The sequence below is a fragment of the Psychrobacter sp. AOP30-A2-5 genome (assembly GCF_052378115.1).
Taxonomy (GTDB): domain Bacteria; phylum Pseudomonadota; class Gammaproteobacteria; order Pseudomonadales; family Moraxellaceae; genus Psychrobacter.
Window position 1 is genome coordinate 1 of the sequence record NZ_JBQSXK010000008.1, and the last position, 22,074, is coordinate 22,074.

Annotated in this window: 16 protein-coding genes and 1 pseudogene; 5 read left to right on the forward strand and 12 right to left on the reverse strand. The window is 44.6% G+C overall.

Annotation, left to right across the window (positions count from 1 at the left end; genetic code table 11):
- Positions 1–307: pseudogene (gene tuf, locus ACT3S4_RS07430) on the forward strand (elongation factor Tu); the annotation flags it as partial.
- A 179-nt stretch (positions 308–486) separates the two neighbouring features.
- Positions 487–981: a ribosomal protein S18-alanine N-acetyltransferase gene (gene rimI, locus ACT3S4_RS07435; protein WP_109592738.1), complete on the forward strand. Its 495-nt coding sequence runs from the start codon at positions 487–489 to the stop codon at positions 979–981.
- Between the two features lie 63 nt (positions 982–1,044).
- Here rimI and ACT3S4_RS07440 read toward each other — a convergent pair whose 3' ends face one another.
- The 3 genes from ACT3S4_RS07440 to trxB form a co-directional block, all read right to left on the reverse strand.
- A complete protein-coding gene (locus ACT3S4_RS07440; protein WP_045447676.1) occupies positions 1,045–1,479 on the reverse strand; it encodes a MerR family transcriptional regulator in 435 nt (144 codons plus the stop codon).
- 96 nt (positions 1,480–1,575) lie between these two features.
- The gene (gene aat / locus ACT3S4_RS07445) at positions 1,576–2,385 is read right to left on the reverse strand and encodes a leucyl/phenylalanyl-tRNA--protein transferase (protein WP_109592736.1); all 810 of its coding nucleotides are present in this window, start codon (positions 2,383–2,385) and stop codon (positions 1,576–1,578) included.
- A complete protein-coding gene (gene trxB / locus ACT3S4_RS07450; RefSeq protein WP_045456114.1) occupies positions 2,386–3,408 on the reverse strand; it encodes a thioredoxin-disulfide reductase in 1,023 nt (340 codons plus the stop codon).
- 589 nt (positions 3,409–3,997) lie between these two features.
- Between trxB and ACT3S4_RS07455 the strand changes: the two genes are divergently transcribed.
- Both ACT3S4_RS07455 and ACT3S4_RS07460 read left to right on the forward strand, forming a co-directional pair.
- A complete protein-coding gene (locus ACT3S4_RS07455; RefSeq protein ID WP_444760822.1) occupies positions 3,998–7,390 on the forward strand; it encodes a DNA translocase FtsK in 3,393 nt (1,130 codons plus the stop codon).
- Between the two features lie 216 nt (positions 7,391–7,606).
- On the forward strand, positions 7,607–9,100 hold the full coding sequence (locus tag ACT3S4_RS07460; protein WP_109592732.1) for an amidase: 1,494 nt from the start codon (positions 7,607–7,609) through the stop codon (positions 9,098–9,100).
- A 31-nt stretch (positions 9,101–9,131) separates the two neighbouring features.
- On the opposite strand, the gene ACT3S4_RS07465 is transcribed toward ACT3S4_RS07460, so the two are convergent.
- From ACT3S4_RS07465 to dapC, 8 genes are all read right to left on the reverse strand, one after another.
- Positions 9,132–10,025, reverse strand: coding sequence for a DODA-type extradiol aromatic ring-opening family dioxygenase (locus ACT3S4_RS07465; RefSeq protein ID WP_109592730.1), 894 nt, complete (start codon positions 10,023–10,025; stop codon positions 9,132–9,134).
- Positions 10,026–10,127: 102 nt separating this feature from the next.
- Positions 10,128–10,616, reverse strand: a complete 489-nt coding sequence (gene rlmH, locus ACT3S4_RS07470) for a 23S rRNA (pseudouridine(1915)-N(3))-methyltransferase RlmH (RefSeq protein WP_444760823.1) — start codon at positions 10,614–10,616, stop codon at positions 10,128–10,130.
- A gap of 129 nt (positions 10,617–10,745) precedes the next feature.
- Positions 10,746–11,294 carry a DUF421 domain-containing protein gene (locus ACT3S4_RS07475; RefSeq protein ID WP_109592728.1) on the reverse strand — a complete coding sequence of 183 codons (549 nt, stop codon included), beginning with the start codon at positions 11,292–11,294 and terminating at the stop codon, positions 10,746–10,748.
- Positions 11,295–11,441: 147 nt separating this feature from the next.
- Positions 11,442–11,957 carry an ABZJ_00895 family protein gene (locus ACT3S4_RS07480; RefSeq protein ID WP_444760824.1) on the reverse strand — a complete coding sequence of 172 codons (516 nt, stop codon included), beginning with the start codon at positions 11,955–11,957 and terminating at the stop codon, positions 11,442–11,444.
- Between the two features lie 43 nt (positions 11,958–12,000).
- The gene (gene dacB, locus ACT3S4_RS07485) at positions 12,001–14,031 is read right to left on the reverse strand and encodes a D-alanyl-D-alanine carboxypeptidase/D-alanyl-D-alanine endopeptidase (protein WP_444760825.1); all 2,031 of its coding nucleotides are present in this window, start codon (positions 14,029–14,031) and stop codon (positions 12,001–12,003) included.
- 119 nt (positions 14,032–14,150) lie between these two features.
- Positions 14,151–14,756 carry a 3'-5' exonuclease gene (locus ACT3S4_RS07490; protein WP_045447696.1) on the reverse strand — a complete coding sequence of 202 codons (606 nt, stop codon included), beginning with the start codon at positions 14,754–14,756 and terminating at the stop codon, positions 14,151–14,153.
- 34 nt (positions 14,757–14,790) lie between these two features.
- Complete coding sequence (locus ACT3S4_RS07495; protein WP_444760826.1) at positions 14,791–16,731, reverse strand: DUF294 nucleotidyltransferase-like domain-containing protein; 1,941 nt, start codon at positions 16,729–16,731, stop codon at positions 14,791–14,793.
- A 158-nt stretch (positions 16,732–16,889) separates the two neighbouring features.
- Positions 16,890–18,158 (reverse strand): succinyldiaminopimelate transaminase, encoded by a 1,269-nt coding sequence (gene dapC, locus ACT3S4_RS07500; protein ID WP_444760827.1) that lies wholly within the window; start codon positions 18,156–18,158, stop codon positions 16,890–16,892.
- 257 nt (positions 18,159–18,415) lie between these two features.
- Between dapC and ACT3S4_RS07505 the strand changes: the two genes are divergently transcribed.
- Complete coding sequence (locus ACT3S4_RS07505; RefSeq protein WP_193007864.1) at positions 18,416–19,087, forward strand: hypothetical protein; 672 nt, start codon at positions 18,416–18,418, stop codon at positions 19,085–19,087.
- 106 nt (positions 19,088–19,193) lie between these two features.
- Here ACT3S4_RS07505 and glnD read toward each other — a convergent pair whose 3' ends face one another.
- On the reverse strand, positions 19,194–21,956 hold the full coding sequence (gene glnD, locus ACT3S4_RS07510; protein WP_444760828.1) for a [protein-PII] uridylyltransferase: 2,763 nt from the start codon (positions 21,954–21,956) through the stop codon (positions 19,194–19,196).
- Positions 21,957–22,074: the final 118 nt, after the last annotated feature.

Consider the following 22,074-nt stretch of genomic DNA (forward strand, 5'->3'; position numbering starts at 1 on the left):
TGCTAAGCCAGGTTCAATCACTCCTCACACCAAGTTTGACGCTGAAGTATATGTGTTGAGCAAAGAAGAGGGTGGTCGTCACACACCATTCCTAAACGGCTATCGTCCACAGTTCTACTTCCGTACTACTGACGTAACTGGCGCAATCCAATTACAAGACGGTACTGAAATGGTCATGCCTGGTGATAACGTTGAGATGGGCGTAGAGCTTATCCACCCAATCGCTATGGACAAAGGTCTTCGCTTCGCTATTCGTGAAGGCGGCCGTACTGTAGGCGCTGGTGTTGTTGCTAACGTATTGAACTAATCTATTAGTCTCAGTAATGAGCTTGTAAGTTAGTCATAAAAAGCCATCCTTGTTTAAGGGTGGCTTTTTTTTGGCTATAAAAAGGTAATGGCATAATCAATATTGTAATGATAAATATTTGAAATATATTAAGTGCTATTGTATTTGGGTTTGTATAAATAATAGTAAAAGGATATATAATGTTGATGATAAAGATTTTATCAACCCATAGTGCAGATTTTGAGCAAGTGCTGCAAGCAGTAGCGGATATTGAAGCCATCGTTCAACCGCAAGATGCTTGGGGTTTTCAGACATTAGTGGAATCACTCAAACAAGATAGCATGCATCTGCTGATCGTTTATGAGCAAAAAAACAATAGTATTAATAATACTGTGACAGGCTATTGTCTATATCAAGTGATTTTTGAACAAGCGGAGATTTTACGTATTGGCACCCATCCTGATTATCAACGTCAAGGTATTGCCTCACAAATTTTTGCCAGATTGAATACAGAATTGAGAACGCATCAGGTGGAGAGCCTTTTATTAGAAGTGCGCTCAGATAATGCGCCTGCGATAGCCTTATATGAGCAACAAGAATTTGCTCTAATTCATAAGCGTAAAGGGTATTACCAAACTCCACATCAACCAGCTATTGACGCACTGATTATGCAGCGTCTTTACGTCCGAGAATAATGAATGGCATCGAATAGAACCAAATAAACCCGCAGAATAGTAGATGGGTCGGCACTTTTATTATTATTGAGTGGGTATTTTCTTTTTGCAGATTTCAATATTGAGTTTATAGTCATTATCTACTTTCATACGCTCAAGAACATCGATACGTTCGCTTAATAGCTCTACCATGAGGCTGATATTGGCTTGCTGTTTTTGTATTTGCGCCAATTTTTGCTGAGTAAGCATCAGTTGTAAATCAACATCCAATTGACCATCGTAATAATCATTCAAGCTGTCTCTGATTTCAGTGAGTGTAAAGCCAATCGCTTGCGCACTTTTGATTAGCTCAATACGTTCGATACATTCTGGATGAAACTCGGTATATAAACGGGAGCCTGCCTGACGCTTACGAGATTTTAGCAAGCCCAGTTGGTCATAATGACGAACGGTGTCTTTGGTTGTTTGAGCTTTTGTTGCCAGTGTTCCAATCAGTAAGAACGATGTGTCGGGTGCCATGATAACCTCGTTGGTAGGTAGCAGTTGATAAGGTACGAGTTAATAAAGTAGCGATTAACAAACAGACATAAGCTATCAATCACTTCGTCATCGTATTTATTTTAAGATAAGCTGCCAAGGTTCTATGGTATCAAGTAACGATACGGCGAGTGGTTTATGAGAATTATTTTGCCATTTGGCAGTGCTATTAGCCGTTAAGAGATCTAATTGAGTCAAAAAGTCAGCACGCGGTAGCGTGGTTGCACCCAAGCTCATCAAATGCTCATTTGGTAGCTGACAGTCAACTAGCGCCACATGGCTTTGTTCACATAAGCGCATTAGACCCCAAAATGCGAACTTTGAGGCGTTAGAGGCGATATGAAACATCGATTCGCCAAAGTAAATGCTACCTACTTTTAGACCATAAAGCCCGCCAATGAGTTGCCCTTTATCATTCCAAACTTCAATGCTATGTGCAAATCCTTGTGCATGCAGTTCGGTATAAGCCTCAATCATTTCATCATGAATCCAAGTATGTTCGCCCTCGGGCTGTTCATTATTGAGGCGATCACTGCGCGGTAAACTACAGGCATGAATAACGTTATCAAAAGCTTGATTCAGGGTTAATTGCCAACGCTCGCGGATGGCTTGCTTACGCAGCGACTTGCTTGGCTTATAATTGGTTGGCACCATCACACAGCGCGGTTCAGGGCTCCACCATGCAATTGGCTCATCTTCATTAAACCAAGGAAACAGACCCTGCGCGTAAGCAGAAATCAATGTTTCGGGTGCCAAATCTCCTCCGACAGCGACGATGCCAATGCCGTCAGAATCAACCATCAAAGGGTCAGGAAAGTCATAACGCCCAAGACTTTTTAAGGTCTCAGGCGTGATGTGCTCATTGTTATATTGAGAGAAATTACCCATTTAGGCTTCTTTATCAGCAGTCAATGTTGACGCATAAGTATGGTCAGCGGCTGTGGCTTCGCCAATCGCATCCAAGTATTTTTCAGCATCTAGCGCGGCCATACAGCCCGTACCAGCAGAAGTGATTGCTTGACGATAGACATGATCTGCGACATCACCTGCGGCAAATACACCTTCGATGCTGGTTTGTGTGGCATTGCCGTCTAAGCCGCTTTTGACAATAAGATAGCCGTCTTTCATATCCAGCTGACCTTTAAATAAGTCTGTATTCGGCTTATGACCAATCGCGACAAACATGCCGAACACGTCTAATTGTTTAGTGCTGCCATCAATCATAGATTCGATGATTACGCCATTGACGCCCATGTCATCGCCGACGACTTCTTTGACTTTATGATTCCACTCGATTTTAATATTACCGTTTTTGACCTTTTCAAACAGTTTATCTTGGAGGATTTTTTCGGAGCGTAAGCTATCACGGCGATGCACCAAGGTCACTTCAGCGGCAATGTTAGATAAATATAGGGCTTCTTCAACAGCAGTATTACCACCACCGATGACAGCAACTTTTTGATCTTTATAAAAGAAACCATCACAAGTTGCACACGCTGATACGCCTAGGCCACGGAATTTAGTTTCTGATTCCAGTCCTAAATATTGTGCTGATGCGCCAGTCGAGATAATAAGCGCATCACAAGTGTAGCTACCGTTATTACCCGTCAGCTCAAAAGGTCGCACGTTTAAATTGACTTCATTGATATGGTCATAAACCAATTCAGTACCAAAGCGCTCGGCATGGGCTTTCATACGATCCATCAATGCAGGACCCGTTAAATCATGCGCATCGCCCGGCCAGTTATCGACTTCGGTAGTGGTCGTTAATTGTCCACCGACCTCCATGCCAGTTACCATGACAGGTTTCAGGTTGGCACGTGCTGCATACACAGCCGCTGCATAACCAGCAGGGCCTGAGCCTAGGATAATGAGTTTTTCGTGACGTGGAGCGGTATTGTCAGTTGCCATGAGTTGTTCCTTGCTAAATATAAATGTTAAAAATACGAGTGAGCAATATAATAAAAAACAGTCTTCAAAATTGATGCTAATGGGATTTTCTAATCGCTGCGTGATAATAACATAAGGGCATTGGACGAAAAGTACAAGTTTGCTAAAACAAACACAGGTATGATTACAATCAAAGTATATTTCTCTTGAAATATTATGGTTAGAAACCGCTGGTATTTTATAGGTCTTGTCTAATATGACTGTCCTTGTTCTGGTCGTTATATTTTGCAAGTGACATAGGTTTTTGTTTAAACCGTATGATTTTTATCTAAACCGTATACAGACTGATTTTATTGCACGCTTTCTTTGTAAGACGGTCGCCACTATCCCTATGTATTTGTTATTATAAGAAGTTATGCCAAGTGTGCCAAAGGCAAAAAGAAGGCTGTTGTATATCGCTTTTATAATAGACAATGTTTTCTGTACACTTCGCTAAGTGCGTTTGTATCAGCACTTTATATCAAACCCTTTATCAGCGCTTTATGTCAGCATGATTAGGCTTAGTCATGCATTGGCAACCATTTAGTATTAATAACAAGGCAGATCTTACGTGATATCAGCACCGCTTATTGAGTATTTAAAAAAGGGAATATTTACCCTCCTTGGGTTAATACTGGCCGTTTATCTATTTGTCATTTTGATGACATATACCAGTAACGATCCTAGTTGGTCGCATATCAGTAGCGATATGACCACGATTAATAATGTAGGCGGCGAATCGGGTGCTTGGTTATCTGACTTGCTTTACAGCTTCTTTGGTTTTGGTGCATGGTGGCTGCTGGCGTTTGTGGTTTATGAGTCTATCCTTATTTGGTGGGACAACAAGCCAACGTTTTGGCTGATGCGAGTGGTTGCTTATGTATTTTTATTATTAAGTGCCAGCGCTTTGTTTGCACAATTGGTGGCGTTAGTACAGCAATTGACCAATCCAGGAACGCTAGGGCTGGAAAGCGTGGCTGGTGGCATTATTGGGTTTGAATTACAGGCGCGTTTGGCACAGCTTTTATCGCAGTGGGGGAGTGTGATTTTCTTGACGGCATTCGTCATTATTACCGCAACTTTTGCCTTTAATATTCATTGGCTAGCGATTTATGAGAAGGTTAAGGCGCTATCGTGGCTTGGCTCAGGGGTGAAGCGTCAGGGTAAGATGCACGATAGCGTGTCAACCACGCCAGAAAACATTAATGCCAAGCAAAATAATGAAAACACAGCCAACAGTAACGAGAAAAAAGACGCAGCCGATCACGAGCAGTTACCACTTGAGTTACAAGTTGCTGGCAATGCTCAAGCCGTAGACAACAGTGGTCGGTTCAGCAATGTGTTGTCAGAGTTCTTGGCAACGTCAGGGTTGGCTGAGAGCGTTAAAGCTTCTGTAGTTGCCGCAACACAAGCGGCGATGCCTAATTCAGCTGCTAAATCTAGTCGTGAGAATAGTGAGCCTGTTCCTGTCTCAGTAGAAACACCTAGCAGTACTGTTCAAAATCTTGCGAGTCATACGAATACATCGACGCCGTCAAGTCCTGCCATGACTGCTATCCGTAAAGTTGAGCCAAGCTTTGCTTGGAATGACGCCAATACTGTCGATGACTTGTTAGCCAGCGAACAAATGGCTTATCACGCTAATGATATGAACACTTCTGATTCAGCTGCTACTACTTCTGTATCTGCCGCTACTACTTCTGTATATGCTGATAGCAATACTGAGTCGTTAGAGACAGCGGTGCTAGACTCTACAGCGATATCAGCCGTAGAGATGTCCGAAGCTCAACCAACAGAGAACTTGCCGTCAACAGCTCAGCCATCAATAAATGAGCTGGTATACGGTGAGACGGCTGACGAAACGGATAATGAGCCTAAATCGTTCGAGTTAGAGGATAAAGTGGAGGCCGTTGATATACTTGCCGATGCATGGTTGGCAGAGCATGCGGATGTATCAACACCTACAGCTATGCAGTCTGTAGAAACAGGGCAACCTACAGGAACAGTGCAAGCAGCCAATATGACTGAGCTGCCCAGACAAGCAGCAGTCACCGCGCCTGCGACAGACTCATCTAATAGCGAAATGAACGACTTTACTGATAAATGGTTTGATGAAGAGCCTGAACTGTCAGAGGATTTCGAGACTTCTTCTATATCTAATGAAGCGAGTATCGCCAAAGCAGTAGACGTGGTTGAACCAGTTGCTGATATGACGCCGACCAATACGCCGCCGTCTAATCCTAAACTGCCGCCTACGGTAGAAACCCGCGTCACAGCATCAGCTATTGAACCAATAGTTGTGCCTAAACCAACGGTAAGTTTTGCGGTACCTGAGGGCGATAGTAGCAATCATATCACTGACATGATGCCAGAGGATGACAGCGCTGAGGATGTCAATGCGCCCGTTATGCCAGATATTAGTGATGATGCCGCCTTCAGTCAAAAATCACGCTCGATGCAAACAGCTGCCTATCGCAGTAGCCTAACGCCTATTCCAGAGATTTCTATTTTGGATAAGCCAGACCCTGATCGTAAGCCCAGTTATACCGTCGCCGAGCTTGAGCAATTATCAGAGTTACTAGAGATTAAATTACAAGAGTTTAATGTAAAGGCGAATGTGGTCAACGCCATTCCGGGTCCTGTTGTCACCCGCTTTGAAGTCGAGCTTGCTGCTGGTGTAAAAGCCAGTAAGGTTACCGGTATTTCACGTGATTTGGCGCGCTCGTTATCGATGGCGTCTTTGCGTGTGGTTGAAGTGATTCCGGGTAAGCCGTATATCGGTATCGAAGTACCGAATAAGCAGCGCGAAATGGTACGTTTGATTGAGCTACTGAATACCGAAAAATTCCAAGATCCCAAAGCCCAAATTAGCATGGCGATGGGTAAGGATATCGGTGGCAATGCCATCATTACTGACCTTGCTCGCGCGCCGCATATGTTGGTTGCTGGTACTACAGGTTCGGGTAAATCGGTATTGGTCAACTCGATGCTATTATCGATGCTACTCAAATATACGCCAAATGAGCTGCGTCTCATTTTGATTGATCCAAAGCAGCTTGAGCTTGCCAACTATAATGATATCCCGCATCTATTAACACCAGTCGTCACCGATATGACTGAAGCGGCCAGTGCTTTGTCATGGTGCGTGGCAGAGATGGAACGTCGCTATCAACTGATGAGTTTACTCAAAGTGCGTAAGCTTAATGAGTTTAATAAAAAGGTCATTGCTGCTGAAAAATCGGGCAATCCGATGCTTGATCCTTTATGGCGACCTAATGACAGTGTGAGTATCAGCCAAGCACCGAAGCTAAAAACCTTGCCGATGATTGTCATTGTCGCGGATGAGTTTGCCGATATGATCATGCAGGTTGGTAAGCAAGCCGAAGAGCTTATCACCCGTCTTGCACAAAAATCGCGGGCAGCAGGGATTCATTTAATGCTGGCTACCCAGCGTCCATCGGTCGATGTCATCACGGGTTTGATTAAAGCCAATATTCCCGTGCGGGCGGCACTACGTGTGAACTCAAAAGTAGATTCGCGGACGATTCTGGACAGTGGCGGTGCCGAAGACATGCTGGGTAATGGTGACATGCTATTTTTAGGACCTGGGCAAATTGAGCCAGATCGTGTGCATGGTGCCTATGTCAGCGATGAAGAGGTCAATCGTGTCTGTGACGCGTGGCGCGAACGCGGTGCGCCTGATTATATTGACAATATGGCAGGCAACTTTGAACTGTCTAGTCCTAGTGGCGGCGGTAGTACGGCTAACGCCTCTGGTGAGGACGATGACCTTTATAACGATGCTGTGGCCTTTATTATGGAGACGCGAAAAGTTTCTGCTTCAAGTATTCAGCGTAAATTTAGCATCGGCTATAACCGTGCCGCACGTATCGTAGATTCCATGGAGGACGCGGGGTTGGTCAGCTCAATGGGCAAAAGCGGTAAGCGTGAGCTATTAATGTAGCGTTTAGATTATATTAGATAATAAAAAAGACGAGTCACGAGAGTGGTTCGTCTTTTTTATTGAAGAAATATGATAGAGCTCATGTCTGAATGACCAATCAGTTTTTTTATCAATTATTAGCACTCGTTTTTTATACTAAACTGACAGTGGTAAATAGCATAAATATCACTCAATTTTCAGAAGTCTTAGGTTTATTACTCAGCAAGGATGCAGGTTATGTTTAAAGAATATATCCAATATGATGCCATAGCATTGGCGGCATTGGTCAATTCAGGTGAAGTCAGCGCTAAAGAGTTGTTAGATGCTGCCGTCTATCAAGCCAATACACTCAATCCCAAATTAAACGCTATTATCCATCGTTTCGATGACAGTGCTTATCATGCTGCACAGGCGGGATTACCCTCAGGTATATTTAATGGTGTGCCTTATTTGCTCAAAGATTTGTCATTTAGCTTTGCCGATGAGCCAATCACGATGGGCAGTCGTAGTGTTAATATCATCTCTGAAAGCGACAGTGAAATCGTCAAGCGAATGAAGGCCACAGGTGTGAATACCTTTGGCAAAACCAATACGCCAGAATTTGGTTTAATCATTACCACCGAACCAAAAGCCCATGGTGCGACTCATAACCCTTTCAAAAAAGGTTACAGCTCTGGCGGTTCATCGGGCGGTAGTGCAGCATCAGTAGCGAGCGGTATCGTACCGATGGCGGGCGCGGGTGATGGTGGTGGCTCGATACGCTTCCCTGCTGCTTGGTGCGGCGCGTTTGGACTCAAACCCAGCCGTGGTCGTAACCCAATAGGCCCTAAATTCGGGGAAGGCTGGGAAGGTGCAGTCGCAGATCACGTGATTACCCGCAGCGTACGTGACAGTGCCGCGATGCTCGACGCTACAAATGGCGCAGAGATTGGTGCGCCTTATGTCATTGCGCCACCTGATGGTACATTTTTGCAAGCAGCGATGCGCGCACCAAGGCAATTAACCATTGCCTTGCATCAACAGCCATTGATTGCCAATACTGTGGTGGATAAAGAAGTGTTAGCCGTATTAGAGCAAACGGCTAAGCAGCTAGAAGCCATGGGTCATCGTGTCATACCCGCTGAGCCGAATATCAATATCGAGCAGTTTTGGCATGACTTTATGGTGGTGGTCTGCACCCATACCGCTTTTACCATTGATAATATCGAGCGTGACTTTGGGGCAGAACATATCAAAAACCTAGAGCCTCAAACCTATAATATGGCATTGCTGGGTCGCTCATTATCAGCCGTTGATTTGGCGCATGCTAAGCATGGTTGGCATCACAGTCAGTATCAAACTGGTTTGCTACTCGAAACCTATGACATGATTTTATGTCCGACCGTGCCGACACCTGCAGTTAAGCATGGTGTATTGCCACCAAGTCGTATGGATGAAATGCTCATGCGTAGCGCAGGATTGCTCAATAAGGGCATCGATATGGGTAAGTATGCCTTTAGCTCAGGTATGATCGAAAAGCTTAGTCAGCCTGTACTGGGCAAAATGGCCTTTACACTACTGGGTAATATCACAGGATTGCCAGCGATGTCATTACCGGTAGGAATGAGTAAAAAAGGTTTGCCAATTGGGATGCAGCTGATTGGGCGTATGAATGATGAAGCGACATTATTCAGTGTGGCAGGGGAGATGGAGCGAGCAGGGTTGTTTACCAAACACGCTTTTGAGAGGTAAGTTTGCATTTTATCGATTAAGTAATTATTACTTAATCAAATCGATAAATATCCATGCCTAAGCTATGATGCGCCATGCTTTGATGGACAACTGAGACACGCTGACCTGTACCTAAGGCAAAAAACAATGGCAACAGATGCTCGTCACTCGGATGAATATCTTTATAGTCAGGGTATTGCTGCCAATCTAAAGCACTAGGAATATCTGTTTTAAGCTGTTGTAGCAGCCATTGCTTAAATGCTTTAGCCGTTTGGTCAACACTATCTGCTTGCCAGCGTAATGCTTGCAGATTATGGGTAATGTTACCTGAACCGATGATCAGTATTTGCTCTTCACGTAGGCGCGCTAGCTGCGCACCCAATTGATAACAGGCGATACTGTCATAATGCTGCGGTAGAGAAACCTGTACGATAGGTATCTCAGCCTCTGGATATAAGTGCCTGAGCGGTGCCCACACCCCATGATCGCAAGCCCGCACCGGATTAACACTACAAGTAATACCGCGTGCAGTGAGCTGCTGGGCAAGGGATTCAGCAAGTGCTGGCTGACCAGATGCAGGGTATTGAAGCTCATATAGCTCAGGCGGAAAACCTGAAAAGTCGTGCCAAGTCTTGGGTTGCGGATTACTGCTTATTTCGAGTTTGGCGGATTGCCAATGCGCTGACATAATCAGGATGGCACGTGGCTTTGGTAAGTTTTGCCCAATACGTGCCAGTGCACTGGTCGTGGCAGATTGTTCAATGGCAAGCGTGGGTGCGCCATGCGAGATAAACAATGCTGGTAGCTTAGCCACATTTGACCCTGAAGCAGGTGCATCTGTCCAAACGCCAGTCGCTGTAATAGGCGTTGGCGAAAGAGAGTACGAGTCATCAGGCTGATGAATTGCATGAGGGGCGGTAGATGTCGCATGTTTTGGATATTTCATGTAGCGTTTATTAGGGCGCACAGCAATTTTTCAATCGCTTCTATCATTGATATTGTTGCCCATAAACTATCGGCACAGAGTATGGCAGTGTTTAATGATTGCTTAATTGCCACGATGATAAGGATGGTTATTATTGATACTCATCGCGCGATACAACTGCTCCATGAGCACAACACGTACCAACGGATGTGGTAATGTGAGCGCTGATAGTGATAATTTTACATCGGCTTTGGCTAATACTTCTGGTGATACGCCGTCCGCACCACCGATCACTACTGCAATATCATCACCTTGCTGCATGCCATCAGCTAATTTGTCAGCCAGCCCTTCTGTCGAAATCATCTTACCTTTGACATCCAGTACCCATAGTTGCTCACGCCCTGAAGCATTATGAGCGGCTAATATTGCCTGTCCTTCTTGCTCACGATACTGTGCCAAATTGGCATCAGAAGGGTTTTTTGCACGCTTTGCGGCAGCAATTTCCACGATTTCTGTACTGAGCATAGGTTGGATACGCTTAAAATACTCATCGAACCCCGTTTGTACCCATTTAGGCATTTTATTACCGACGGTTAAAATTCTTACTTTCATAGCCAGTACCACTTTAATTTTAGTCATTAGTAAAATGTAACAAAAAAATTTTACGCTTAAGTGAGCGTAACAAACAAGATTCTACGAAGCTTTTTTTATGCTCTACTAATCTTCGATAAGCAATAGGTCTTACATCAAGGGCTGTATGGTTTCTGAGACAGTATCTTCTGTATTTTGGTCATTACCGCTCGCATCAGTTGGGCTGGGTTTTGGAATGATAGTAAGCTTGGCATCAGACTCAAAAACGATGGCTTCAACATCATCGAAACGATGCACTCCTTCAGAGCGCATCGCACATTCAATCTCTTGACGAGTCAGCCGCTCAGCGCGCATGGCATCTGGCAAAAACTGCCCCTGATAAAAAACAATACGCGGCTCTGACAAAATAAAACTGCTAAATTGCGGTGAGATCGAGGCGTATTTCGTAACTAAAAACTGCAATAGATAAAGTACTAAAATCGATGAAACCCCTTCGACAAAAGGAATGTCTTTGAGCAGAATAGTACTGGCACCAAGTGAACCGATCATCACGGTGACGATCCAATCAAAATTATTGAGCTGCGAGGTGGAGCGTTTACCTGAGACCTTGGTCACCAGTACGATCAACACATAAACCATGACTGTCGTCAAAACGATGCGTCCAAGCTTGTCTATATTGTCAAAAAAAACCATGTCCATGATAAATGCTCCTATTAAAATATAAAACCGTTAATCACCCACAATCATCCAAAAGCTTGCTCATTAAAGTTAGCCTAACGGATTTTATGTATTAATAGGGAGAAAAATTTGTAGCACCTTGTAGAGGTTCGGCTGAGGTCTTCTCGCTCACATAGTTTTGCGTTTAGGGTCAAGCAGGCGATTGATCGCCCAAAGACTGATGCGAGCACTGACCAGTGTCAGCACCAATATCATCACCAGCGATGAGACCAATGGCAGTGGTTGCTGGACGGCCATCTCTAGTAGGACTTCGCGATTTACCGCATCAAACAACCAAAACCATATGGCTAAGAAGTAAATGACAGTCAGTAGCCAGACCACCGCGACGCCGCCAAACATTAAGCGATTGATTTCACCGCTATTCAATGCGCGCTGCTGATGTTTGACAAATTTATGAACCGCGATATAAGCCCCGATAATGATAGACAATACCGTTACCAGTTGCGAATTCAACGCAAGCTTGGTTTGAATCATCATAAATATTGCGCTGGCAAGCGTATAGCCTATCGCGAAATATCCTACATATTGTGCCAATTTAGGCTGCGCTGACTCATGGTTTTTCGGCAGCGGCTCGCCACCTGAATGAGTCTTGGATTTATTGAGATTGGTTGTCCTGCGTGACATAAGTGAACCTTTATAAAGGTGAAAAATAGGATGTGAAAAACACTTAATGCTGCGCCGTCCAATCAAGCATCGCATCTAGCACGGGTCTGGCTGTATAAGTGTTATGTGCTTGCTCACTATTGATGAGTCCAACCACGACATAATCCTGTCCCGACAATCCTTTGACATAGCCTGCCATCGAGGTGACGTTGTTTAAGGTACCTGTTTTTATCCACGCACGACCAATGGCTGCTGATTCTGGTAGGCGTTCACTATGAGCGGTAATGGTGCCACTGACGCCAGCGATACCTAACGAGTTGACGTAAGCGTTAAAACTTGGATGGCTATAAGCATAAGTTAATAGCTCGCTTAGGTTTGCAGCTGTGATGGTACAGTCGCGGCAGAGTCCTGAACCATTGGTCAAATGGGGCGGCGGTGTGCTTAGATTGGTCTGCCACCATTGATTAATAGTCTGCAATGCGACAGGATAGCTCGTCGCAGTCGGCGTGCCAAATTGATACAAGCTATGTGAACGATTAATAGCTTTATCGAGTGTTTTATTATCAACTTTGTCATAAACACCAATCGATAGAGCCACTTGCTCAGTCATCACATTGTTTGAAAAGTGATTGATATCGTAAATCTGCTGCGTCAAATTCAATGATGGGTAGCTGACAATAGGCAACGGTGATATAGGAAGTGCTGCCAGACCATGCGTTGATTTGGTGCTTTTCATTTTAGTGTAGGGCGCTTCTTGAGTGATGACATTACCACTCAGCGTATTGCCTAGCTCTTGCCATTTTGCGGCAATAACGCGTGCTGCAAAATCTTTAGCGTCAGGATAAGCCACATAAAAAGCATGCTCTTGGCAGCTGTTTGGCAATTGAGTCTTTAACACCAATTGTTTTGATTGCCACTCAGGTGCGAGACTATAACGCGCTTGCCCACAGGCCGCCGAACGCGTATTTATGATGCTAGGCAAAGCATAATTTGCTAATTTTGGTGTATAAGTTAGATTTGCTTGGTCATCGTTTAACGGATAGCTTTTGATACCGATGGTACTAAAATTCACCAAAAAACCATCGGGACTGGCGTTATAAGGACGCAGTGGCGAGTTGTCAAAGGCGGCAGGGTCTTTACTGACATTTTTAAAGACGCCACTGTCAATGATAATATCACCGTCGATATGATGGATACCGGACGACTGTACTTTATAAAGGAGCTGTTTTAAACGCTCGTGGGTCATTTTTGGATCGCCGCTGCCTTGAATAATCAAATCGCCATGCAGACGGTCACCGATGACAAGGCCTGTATGATAGACACGGGTATGCCAGACAAAATCAGCGCCTAGGGTGTCTAAAGCAATAAAGCTGGGAACGAGTTTCATGGTGCTGGCAGGCGTGCGAGCGATATCAGCTTGATGGTTCAGCAACGGCGAAAATGAAATTTTTATGGAGGGGTTATCAGTACTGATGTCATCAGTTTTATTATTATTAGCATTGTTATTAGCATTGTTATTAGCATTGTTATTAATGACAGCTGTTTTTGCCTTATCACCCAATATCGTTGGGATGCTTTCTAAGCTTTGATAAGTATAAGGATCATCGGTGTAGGCATGCAGTTTTTTCTCATGCTTTTCAATGGTACGCTGCTCAATAGTAATCAGCGTACTCTGTTGGCGCAAATGGTTATTATTGGTTTTGTCATTATTATTTTGCGTGGTTTTTTGAGAATTATTTTTTATATCAGTATTTATATTGGCAGTCGGTTTTGGCTGAAGAGCGGGGTTAGGTGAGCGGTGTGTGCTGCTATCAATAACCTGAATGGGAGCGGGCAGGTGACTGGCATTTTTATCACCGACTGGTGTGACGATAATACTAATATCAGCTTCTGTTAAATCGGCTCGTGATAATGCTGCTTCGATGGCTTTTGGTAGTGCTGCTTGCGCATGGATGGGTAATAGTGTCGCCGTTGCTAATAACGCCATGATAGGTACGTATTTAGCAGGCGGCTTCGACGGTCGCAGATAACGAGAAAAAGGAAGTAATTTGGCAGTAAAAGCAGAGGAATGACGGAGTTTAGAGGTGGGTCGCATGAGCATCTTTCATCAGGTAGCAAAAACAGCCTATGGTAACATGAGTTGCCGTTTTCGCGTAGATGGTAGGCGTGGTTGAAAACCTGTTTTTATCTGAATGTTCAAACTACGGACGCACGCTAGCGCACATGTAAAAATGCCATGGCAGTCATGATCGCATCGTTGTAAGCATCATGAGCGCCTAGATCGGGTATATTATAATGCGCTAAAATATTAGTTAGATGCTGCGCTTGGCTAGATAGCCCTTGGGTTTGACCACTCATGCGCCGACTATATAAATGGCGCAAATCGATGACTTCGTTGGGTAATGCTGTGCCCATATAGCGTTTGACCAGGGGGTTTAAAAACGCTGTGTCTAAACTCGTACAAAACCCCACAATTGGGCGATTACCTATAAATGGCAACAGCAGCGCCAGCATCTCATCGTAGCTCATACCATGCTCAACGTCGGCAGTACGTAGACCGTGAATCACAATGGTGTCACGGTCTGGCATCACAGGTGGTCTGCATACGATATGCATGCCATTACCGGTATCGATTGTATTGTCATTGATATGAATCGCGGCGACAGACAATAAATGGTGATTTTTTGGATTGAGTCCCGTCATTTCGCAGTCAATCGCTACCCATTGCTTAGCCACAGGTTTGGTAAACATCGATGCCAATTCTGGGCGCTGTAGCTGCGTTTTTTGCCAAGCGCAGGATAACTGTGTTAGCCAACTCATAGTTGTCGCTCATCCATTTATGCGATTGTTGTACTTATGCGAGTTCTAATTGATAATGCTGACGTAGCTGGTTTTTAAAGCTTTTAACAACGGCCAAACACTCTTTTAATAAGTCGCGCTCAAGCGCGGTCAAGGTCATTGGGTTGACTTGCCGTGCATGTTTATCATCGGTTGATAGGGCGACTGATAGGCGCTGTGCCATAAAAAACTCCAAGGCTTCTAGTAAAGTATCCGCTCGCTCTTGGGTCAAGGCGCGCGCTTGTACCAAAGCTTTCAGACGATTTTTACTACTGGGCAGCTCTAAGATATCGTTTTCTAATGCTAAGGTACGAATGCCATGAACCAGTGGAAAGATACCGGCTTTCTTTAGATCAATGTCTTCTGACCCGGATTTACCACCAAGCAGAGGCACGAACTTTTGCCACCACTGATTGACATCACCGAACTGTAGCGCGGCGCGCGCGAACTGGCGTACAAACATAGGGTCTGACTGCCTGTGGGCAACCTTTAAATGTTGACGCACCTGAGTCAATAATGACTCATCTCCGCAGACATATTCGCCATCGAGTATAGCGGACAAATAAATACCATGCATGGGATCCGTATTTCTAAACCATAAACCAATCTGGGCATTAAACTGTTTTAGCGGCTGTCGCCACATAGGGTTGGTCATCATGATATTACCATCGCACAGTGGATAACCGAGGTCTGCTAAATGCTGATTAAAAGTATCCGCAAATTGTGCCAGATCAGGGTGAGTATAGCCGTCACGTAAGATGAGCGCATTGTCTTGGTCAGTACGCATGATTTGCTCACCGCGCCCCTCGGAGCCCATCACGATCAGGCAGGTATTTGTCATGACCTCATCAGGCACGATAAGCTGCCAGAGCTTAGTAAATACCTGTGCATTCAAGGTCTGTACCATGCGGCTGATATTACCGATTTTGACACCATTTTGATGTTGTGCGCGAATGTAACGACCGATAAGCTCGACGGCGGTATCTAAGCTCGATAAGTCTTTTGCTTGCTCGATTTGGATACTAATGAGCTGTGAATGATGACCAATATGCGCAAGCATATCGCTTTGTCCCAATATACCGACGACATCCCCATGTTGATCAATCACTGGTAGCCGATGGATACGATAGCGGGTCATAGTCAATAATGCATCGCCAATCTCATCACTGGCTTTGATGGTACGCAGGTTAAAATTAGCATAGTTCTGGCAGGGGGTAGTGGCTGGATCTTGCTGGTCACTCACGGCGCGGCAAATGTCGGTATCGGTCAAAATACCCAATAGATGACCAGTACCATATTGCACCTCTCCCTCGTTTTTTAGGTGGTCTAAGGGTTGCACCAGTACATGTTTTAGCCCCGCTTTCGTCATGATAGACGCGGCTTCGTATAAGCTGTTATTGGCGTTGACGATATGGACTGGCAATAGATTGACATCAATGACGGGCTGCAACATGATTTGCTGCACTTCTTGTTGGTCATTGTAGCTGGCAGAGACTATGGATTTATTATTGCGGCGCTGCTGTAATGCCTTTAGCCGTTCGGGCAATTTGTCTGACAGCATTTGGCGCACTAGATGATTTTGGGCGCTGATTTTATCGACTGCGCTACCAGCGACTTGGAGCAACAAGGTATCCTCAGCGGCTCGAAACTGATAGGTCTGCAGCGCTTCAGTATTAAGGCTATTTTCAGTCAATGATTCAGGCAGACGACGGCTGTCGAACCAGTCGTTATTATTGAGATGGTCGGAGTGATTACTACCCAAGTAAGAGGCAACAAACTCACCATCAAGCAATTGCTCAATCTGCCCTTTAATGACCACATACAGATACTGCAACTCTTCGGCAGTTAGATTCTCATTTTTGGCGAGGTAGCGGATTTGGGTATTTTTCCTGATGCTTTGGCGTTCAGCCAGACTCAATACGTCAAAGGGCGGCTGGGTAAAGTCAAGATGGGGCATGGCATCATCCTTGATGGCATATTTGGTAAAAGATAATCGATGATAAAAGACACTTTACTATAGCATTATTAAAGCAAAAAACCTCTAATAACCACAGTAATATTGTGGCTATTAGAGGTTGCTGTTTTTTTGAAAGCTTTTGCGTATAAAGCGACTGCTTATGCGCCTAGTAATTTTCTAATACGGTTTATTGCTTCACGGCTTTCATCAACACTCGCAACGAGCGCAATGCGCACATAGCCTTGTCCAGGGTTTTTGCCATCAATATCACGTGACAGATAGCGCCCTGCTAGTGCGTGAATATTGGCCTGCTCGTACAGTGCTTTGACGAACCGCTCATCATCCCCATCGAATGGCTCAGGGACTTTTATCCAAAAGTAAAATCCAGCCTCAGGCATTCGTAACTCTAGTAGTTCACCAAGCTCAGAAATCCACAAGGCAAACTTTTCTTGATACAGAGCGCGATTGTGTGCCACATGCTTTTCATCTTGCCAGGCAGCGATCGAGGCGAGCTGATGTGGTATCGGCATCGCACAACCTTGATAAGTACGATATTGCAGGTAAGCTTGCAAAATATTGGCATCACCTGCCACAAACCCTGAGCGCAAACCAGGCAGATTTGAACGCTTAGATAAAGAGTGAAAGACAATACAGTTTTTGAAATCATGACGACCGAGGGCAGCGCAGGCTTGCAATAGTCCAATCGGTGCCGTATCAAAATACAGCTCGCTATAGCACTCGTCACTGGCAATAATAAAATCGTACTGATCTGACAGACGAATGAGATACTCCCAATCATCCATCGTCATGACTGAGCCCGTCGGATTGTTCGGACTACAAACAAACAGCAACTGCGTGCGCGCCCAAACGTCTTTTGGTACGGCGCGATAGTTACCTTTAAAGTCATCGTCCAGTGTGCAAGGCACAAAATAAGGCTCGGCTTGCGCCAGTATCGCTGCACCCTCATATATTTGGTAAAAAGGGTTGGGCATGACTATTGTAGGAGCAGTCGTAGGAACAGTCGTAGGAGAAACGGCAGATAACGGGTCAGAGCCAGACAGCGGACTACTCTCTGTATCGCTTACTTTATGATCAACGACTGCTTGTACCAGACTAAAAATAGCCTCGCGTGTGCCCATTACTGGCAATACTTGCGTATTGGCATCGACATGGTTCAAAAAGAAGCGTTTTTCTAGCCAATGCGCGATGGTTTGGCGCAGCTCAAACATGCCATTAGTCGTTGGATAACGACTTATTTTGTCCAAATTTTCACGTAGTACGTCCAGCACGAACGCTGGTGGCTCATGTTTTGGTTCACCAATACCGAGCTTGATTTCACTGTAGTCATGGGCTGGCACACTGTTAGCAAGCAATGTTGCCATCTTTGCAAAAGGGTAAGGATGCAGGTACGTTAAGTTGTGATTCATAAGTAGGGTAACTATAATAGACAATTAATAATAAAGTTATAAAGAAAAATTACATTTAAGCAGTGTAGCACTTCTCTTATTTTTTGTCTTTTACTTCTCATGCTCAAGCTGCTTAGCTATTTAACCATAAATTATAATAACTAATGAAGCCGTCACAGATTTAAAAATCCTAAAAAAAGCTTATCAATTGATAACTTATAACAATACAAAAAACTGCTGTCAGCCCTAATGATAGATTATGGTGAGGATAATTTGATATGCCTAGTATCTCAAAAACTAATGATCTTAACGCGACAGGCATTCAAGATGAAAATTTTGATGATGCGCAACAGCGAGCCAAATTCTACGAGCTATTAAAACAGCGGGAGCAAAGCTGGTGGCAAGCTCGCCAGCAATTAATTAGCCATAAAGAACGAAAAATGTTTTGGTACGGTGAAAACAGCTTGATGATGTGGTTACTGTGGCAACTGGTCAGTTACGTGATCGTTGCGATGGTGCTGATGTTGCTTAGCAATCAGCTCGGTATTTTACTACCCTTATGGCAATATATTGCCTTATTTGTCTTACAGACAGTGATTTTTGTGGCCATGCTCGCGTCCAAAAGTCGAATGGCAGACAGCTTGCAACGTAAAATCGATAAAGATGAGTTGATGCGTGAAGAGGCACTGAATGAGATGATTATCTTAGCAGAGGACAGCCTTTATCCCGATGTGCATGCCAAATCGCCTATTTCTCTAAGACAAATCTATGAGTGTTTTGGCAGAGATTTTCATTTAGCAAGTTTACATTGTTTGCTGCAAAAAGAGGTCAACGCTGGGCGCTTAATACTGACGCAAAAACAGATTGAAGCAGAGATTCTGCCACCAGATCTTGCGGATGATGAGCTCAATGAGCACGCTAGCGAAATGATATATAAAAGCACCTTATAAAAGGTGCTTTTGATATTAACGGGTTAAAAAATACAAAGCATGCCATCAATGAATGGATGATACACGCCGAGTATTTATATTAGACTTATCTTGTAAGCCCATTTGTTCAATCACATTTGCTGTAAGCAGCAGGCTGCTCTCTTTGCATACTGAGACTTGCCATCAAGGCGGATCGTAGTGCGTCAAGTCTAGCAGCAGATAGCGGTTCATCATTTTGATCGCTGATATAAAACATATCTTCTGCACGTTCACCCAAAGTGGTGATACGCGCCGCATGCACCTCAATTTTCTCCTGCAAAAACACCTGTCCTACTCTTGCCAATAGTCCCGGCTGATCAAGGGTTTCTAAGCTCATAATGTGCTGATCAGAAGCCTCATTAAATTCAAAATTAATCACCGTGGTTACTTCAAAATGTCTAAGCTGACGCGGTATGCGCTTATTGGTAAGTTTCAGTAATGTCGGGTCTTTAAAGGCATTGATTAAGCGCTGTTTGAGCTCTTGTTGACTGTCCTCATCGACCAATAATGTGCCACTGGGATCGAGCAGTACATAGGAGTCCAAAGCAAAATCGCGGGTAGCAGTAATGATACGGGCATCTAAAACATCCAAGTTCATTTGATCAAATACAGCCATGGTGACTGCAAACAGGTTCGTCTGATCTTGGGTATAAACAAAGACCTGTACCGCATCAAGGGCCAACTCACGATGCTCACGTAATACCACCAATGGCGGGCTATCTGCATTAGAAGCAAGACCAATCGGCGGATGGTTCAAAATGGCTTCGGTATGCCATAAGATGTCTTCAGGAATTTCTCTCAAGAAATATTCATCACCCAAATCATCCCATAGCCTCAAGACTTCATCGCGATTCATGTGTTGATTGTTGACACTATCGAGCATCGCTAAGGCTTGGGTACGTGTGGCACTGATCATATCTTGGCGATTAGTAGGTGCATCGATATCAGCGCGCAAAATGCGCCGAGTTTGTGAGTATAACTGTTTCATTAATGTGGCACGCCAGCTGTTCCACAACTGTGGATTGGTCGCATTCATATCCGCAACAGTGAGCACATATAAATGATTGAGGTGGGTGACATTACCGACTAAATTGGCAAAAATAGTGACCACTTCTGGATCTGAGATGTCTTTTTTCTGAGCAGTCATCGACATCAATAAGTGATAGCGAGTGAGCCAACCAACCAAGTTGGCATCCGCCAGACTCATACCATGCGCCAAACAAAATTCAGTCGACTCGGTTTGACCCAGCTCACTATGGTTGCCACCGCGACCTTTGGCAATATCATGAAACATGGCGGCCAGTACCAAGATTTCCTTGCGCTCGATACGCTGAAAGATAGAGCTAACCAGTGGGAAATCTTCATAAAATCGTGGGTCGGTGAAGCGATGCAAAATCCGAATTAAAAATAAGGTATGTGCATCAACCGTATAACGGTGAAATAAATCATATTGCATCAGACCCGTCACTTGGGCGAACGCAGGAATGTAGCTGCCTAAGACGCCGTAGCGATTCATGGCACGCAGGCGATGAAACAGATAATTCTGCTCTTTTAAATTGGCTAAGAAGAGCGCTTGGTGAGCGGGGTTATCACGGTAGACTTGATCGATGCCACGCGCGGCGATTTTTAGCGCACGCAAGGTATGAGTGCGCACGTTTTTGATACCGTACTGACCCATCAGTAAAAACATCTCTAGGATAGCATCAGGATGCTGAGCAAAAACCCGATGATGCGCCATGGCGATTTGGTCACCAACTTGGTTAAAGCGGGCATTGATTGGCTGTTTTTTTGGACGCTCATCATCAGGCAACTGCGGCTCTATAATCGTCTCGTAGTAGTGATTGGTCAGCATCTCAGACAGCGTCGATATCTGCATGGCACAGCGATAATAGTCGCGCATAAAACGCTCGACGGCGGCATTTGGCTGATCGTCTGGCTGCGTCTCATAACCCATCAATTGGGCAATTTCACGCTGATAATCAAACAGCAGCTTGTTTTCGTTGCGACCAGTCAATACATGCAGATAATGACGTATTTGCCATAAATAACCTTCTGCAAAGTTCAGCTCATCGAACTCTTTTTCAGTCAAAAAGTTTTGTTGTACTAAGTCATACAGCTTACCCACTCGAAAATAGCGTTTGGTCACCCAGCCGATGATATGAATGTCGCGTAGACCACCAGGGGCGGTTTTTATATTGGGTTCAAGGTTGTACTCGGTGGCATTGTGCTGTAAGTATCGCGCTTTAGCTTCTGCGATTTTTACTTCAAAAAACTCACGCGGCGACCACTGTTTATTGACAATTTGAACGGGTACATCCTGTAAAGCCTCATTACCAATTAATAGCCGAGCTTCTAGCTGGGCACTGGCAATGGTGTGATCGAGCGACGCCTCTAAAGCGTCATTAACACTACGTACCGAGAGAGCAGGCTCTAATCCTATGTCCCACAATAGCGCCACCAACCGATCTATTTTCCCACTGGCATCAGCGCCAATCTCATCAGGGGAGAGCAATAAAATGTCGATGTCTGAATAAAGCGACAGCTCGCCACGACCATAACCGCCTGTGGCAAATAAAGCCAAATCTGTCTTATCCAGCTCAAACCAGTTGAACAAGGCAATCAGCAATTCGTCAATCGCACCAGAGCGTGCCGCGACCAATTGACGAATATTGACACCGCGCTCAAGTGCACGGTTAATATCGTGATTAATTTGAGTCAACCAGTGAGGAATACCCAGTAGCGACTTTTCAGTGACAGGGGTGTCCGCTAGCAGTGACGCGTTTGTCGCTATATCCTTTGATAATAGAGGTAAAGGTGTCAGATCGATAGAAGCGACATCACAAGTAAACATGAGTGTTATCCCGTTAAGAGTTTTAAAATAAAACGTTTCAGCTGAAAAGCGTAGAATCAACAGTGTGCTGGTAGCTGACAAAAGCCACAAATAGAAGTTACCAATATAAGTTATTAAG

What these genes read in the sequence shown, in the direction of transcription:
- rimI (WP_109592738.1), top strand. Translation starts at nt 487, where the DNA reads ATGTTGATGATAAAGATTTTATCAACCCATAGTGCAGATTTTGAGCAA.
- ACT3S4_RS07440 (WP_045447676.1), bottom strand. Translation starts at nt 1,479, where the DNA reads ATGGCACCCGACACATCGTTCTTACTGATTGGAACACTGGCAACAAAA.
- aat (WP_109592736.1), bottom strand. Translation starts at nt 2,385, where the DNA reads ATGGGTAATTTCTCTCAATATAACAATGAGCACATCACGCCTGAGACC.
- trxB (WP_045456114.1), bottom strand. Translation starts at nt 3,408, where the DNA reads ATGGCAACTGACAATACCGCTCCACGTCACGAAAAACTCATTATCCTA.
- ACT3S4_RS07460 (WP_109592732.1), top strand. Translation starts at nt 7,607, where the DNA reads ATGTTTAAAGAATATATCCAATATGATGCCATAGCATTGGCGGCATTG.
- ACT3S4_RS07465 (WP_109592730.1), bottom strand. Translation starts at nt 10,025, where the DNA reads ATGAAATATCCAAAACATGCGACATCTACCGCCCCTCATGCAATTCAT.
- rlmH (WP_444760823.1), bottom strand. Translation starts at nt 10,616, where the DNA reads ATGAAAGTAAGAATTTTAACCGTCGGTAATAAAATGCCTAAATGGGTA.
- ACT3S4_RS07475 (WP_109592728.1), bottom strand. Translation starts at nt 11,294, where the DNA reads ATGGACATGGTTTTTTTTGACAATATAGACAAGCTTGGACGCATCGTT.
- ACT3S4_RS07480 (WP_444760824.1), bottom strand. Translation starts at nt 11,957, where the DNA reads ATGTCACGCAGGACAACCAATCTCAATAAATCCAAGACTCATTCAGGT.
- dacB (WP_444760825.1), bottom strand. Translation starts at nt 14,031, where the DNA reads ATGCGACCCACCTCTAAACTCCGTCATTCCTCTGCTTTTACTGCCAAA.
- ACT3S4_RS07490 (WP_045447696.1), bottom strand. Translation starts at nt 14,756, where the DNA reads ATGAGTTGGCTAACACAGTTATCCTGCGCTTGGCAAAAAACGCAGCTA.
- ACT3S4_RS07495 (WP_444760826.1), bottom strand. Translation starts at nt 16,731, where the DNA reads ATGCCCCATCTTGACTTTACCCAGCCGCCCTTTGACGTATTGAGTCTG.
- dapC (WP_444760827.1), bottom strand. Translation starts at nt 18,158, where the DNA reads ATGAATCACAACTTAACGTACCTGCATCCTTACCCTTTTGCAAAGATG.
- ACT3S4_RS07505 (WP_193007864.1), top strand. Translation starts at nt 18,416, where the DNA reads ATGCCTAGTATCTCAAAAACTAATGATCTTAACGCGACAGGCATTCAA.
- glnD (WP_444760828.1), bottom strand. Translation starts at nt 21,956, where the DNA reads ATGTTTACTTGTGATGTCGCTTCTATCGATCTGACACCTTTACCTCTA.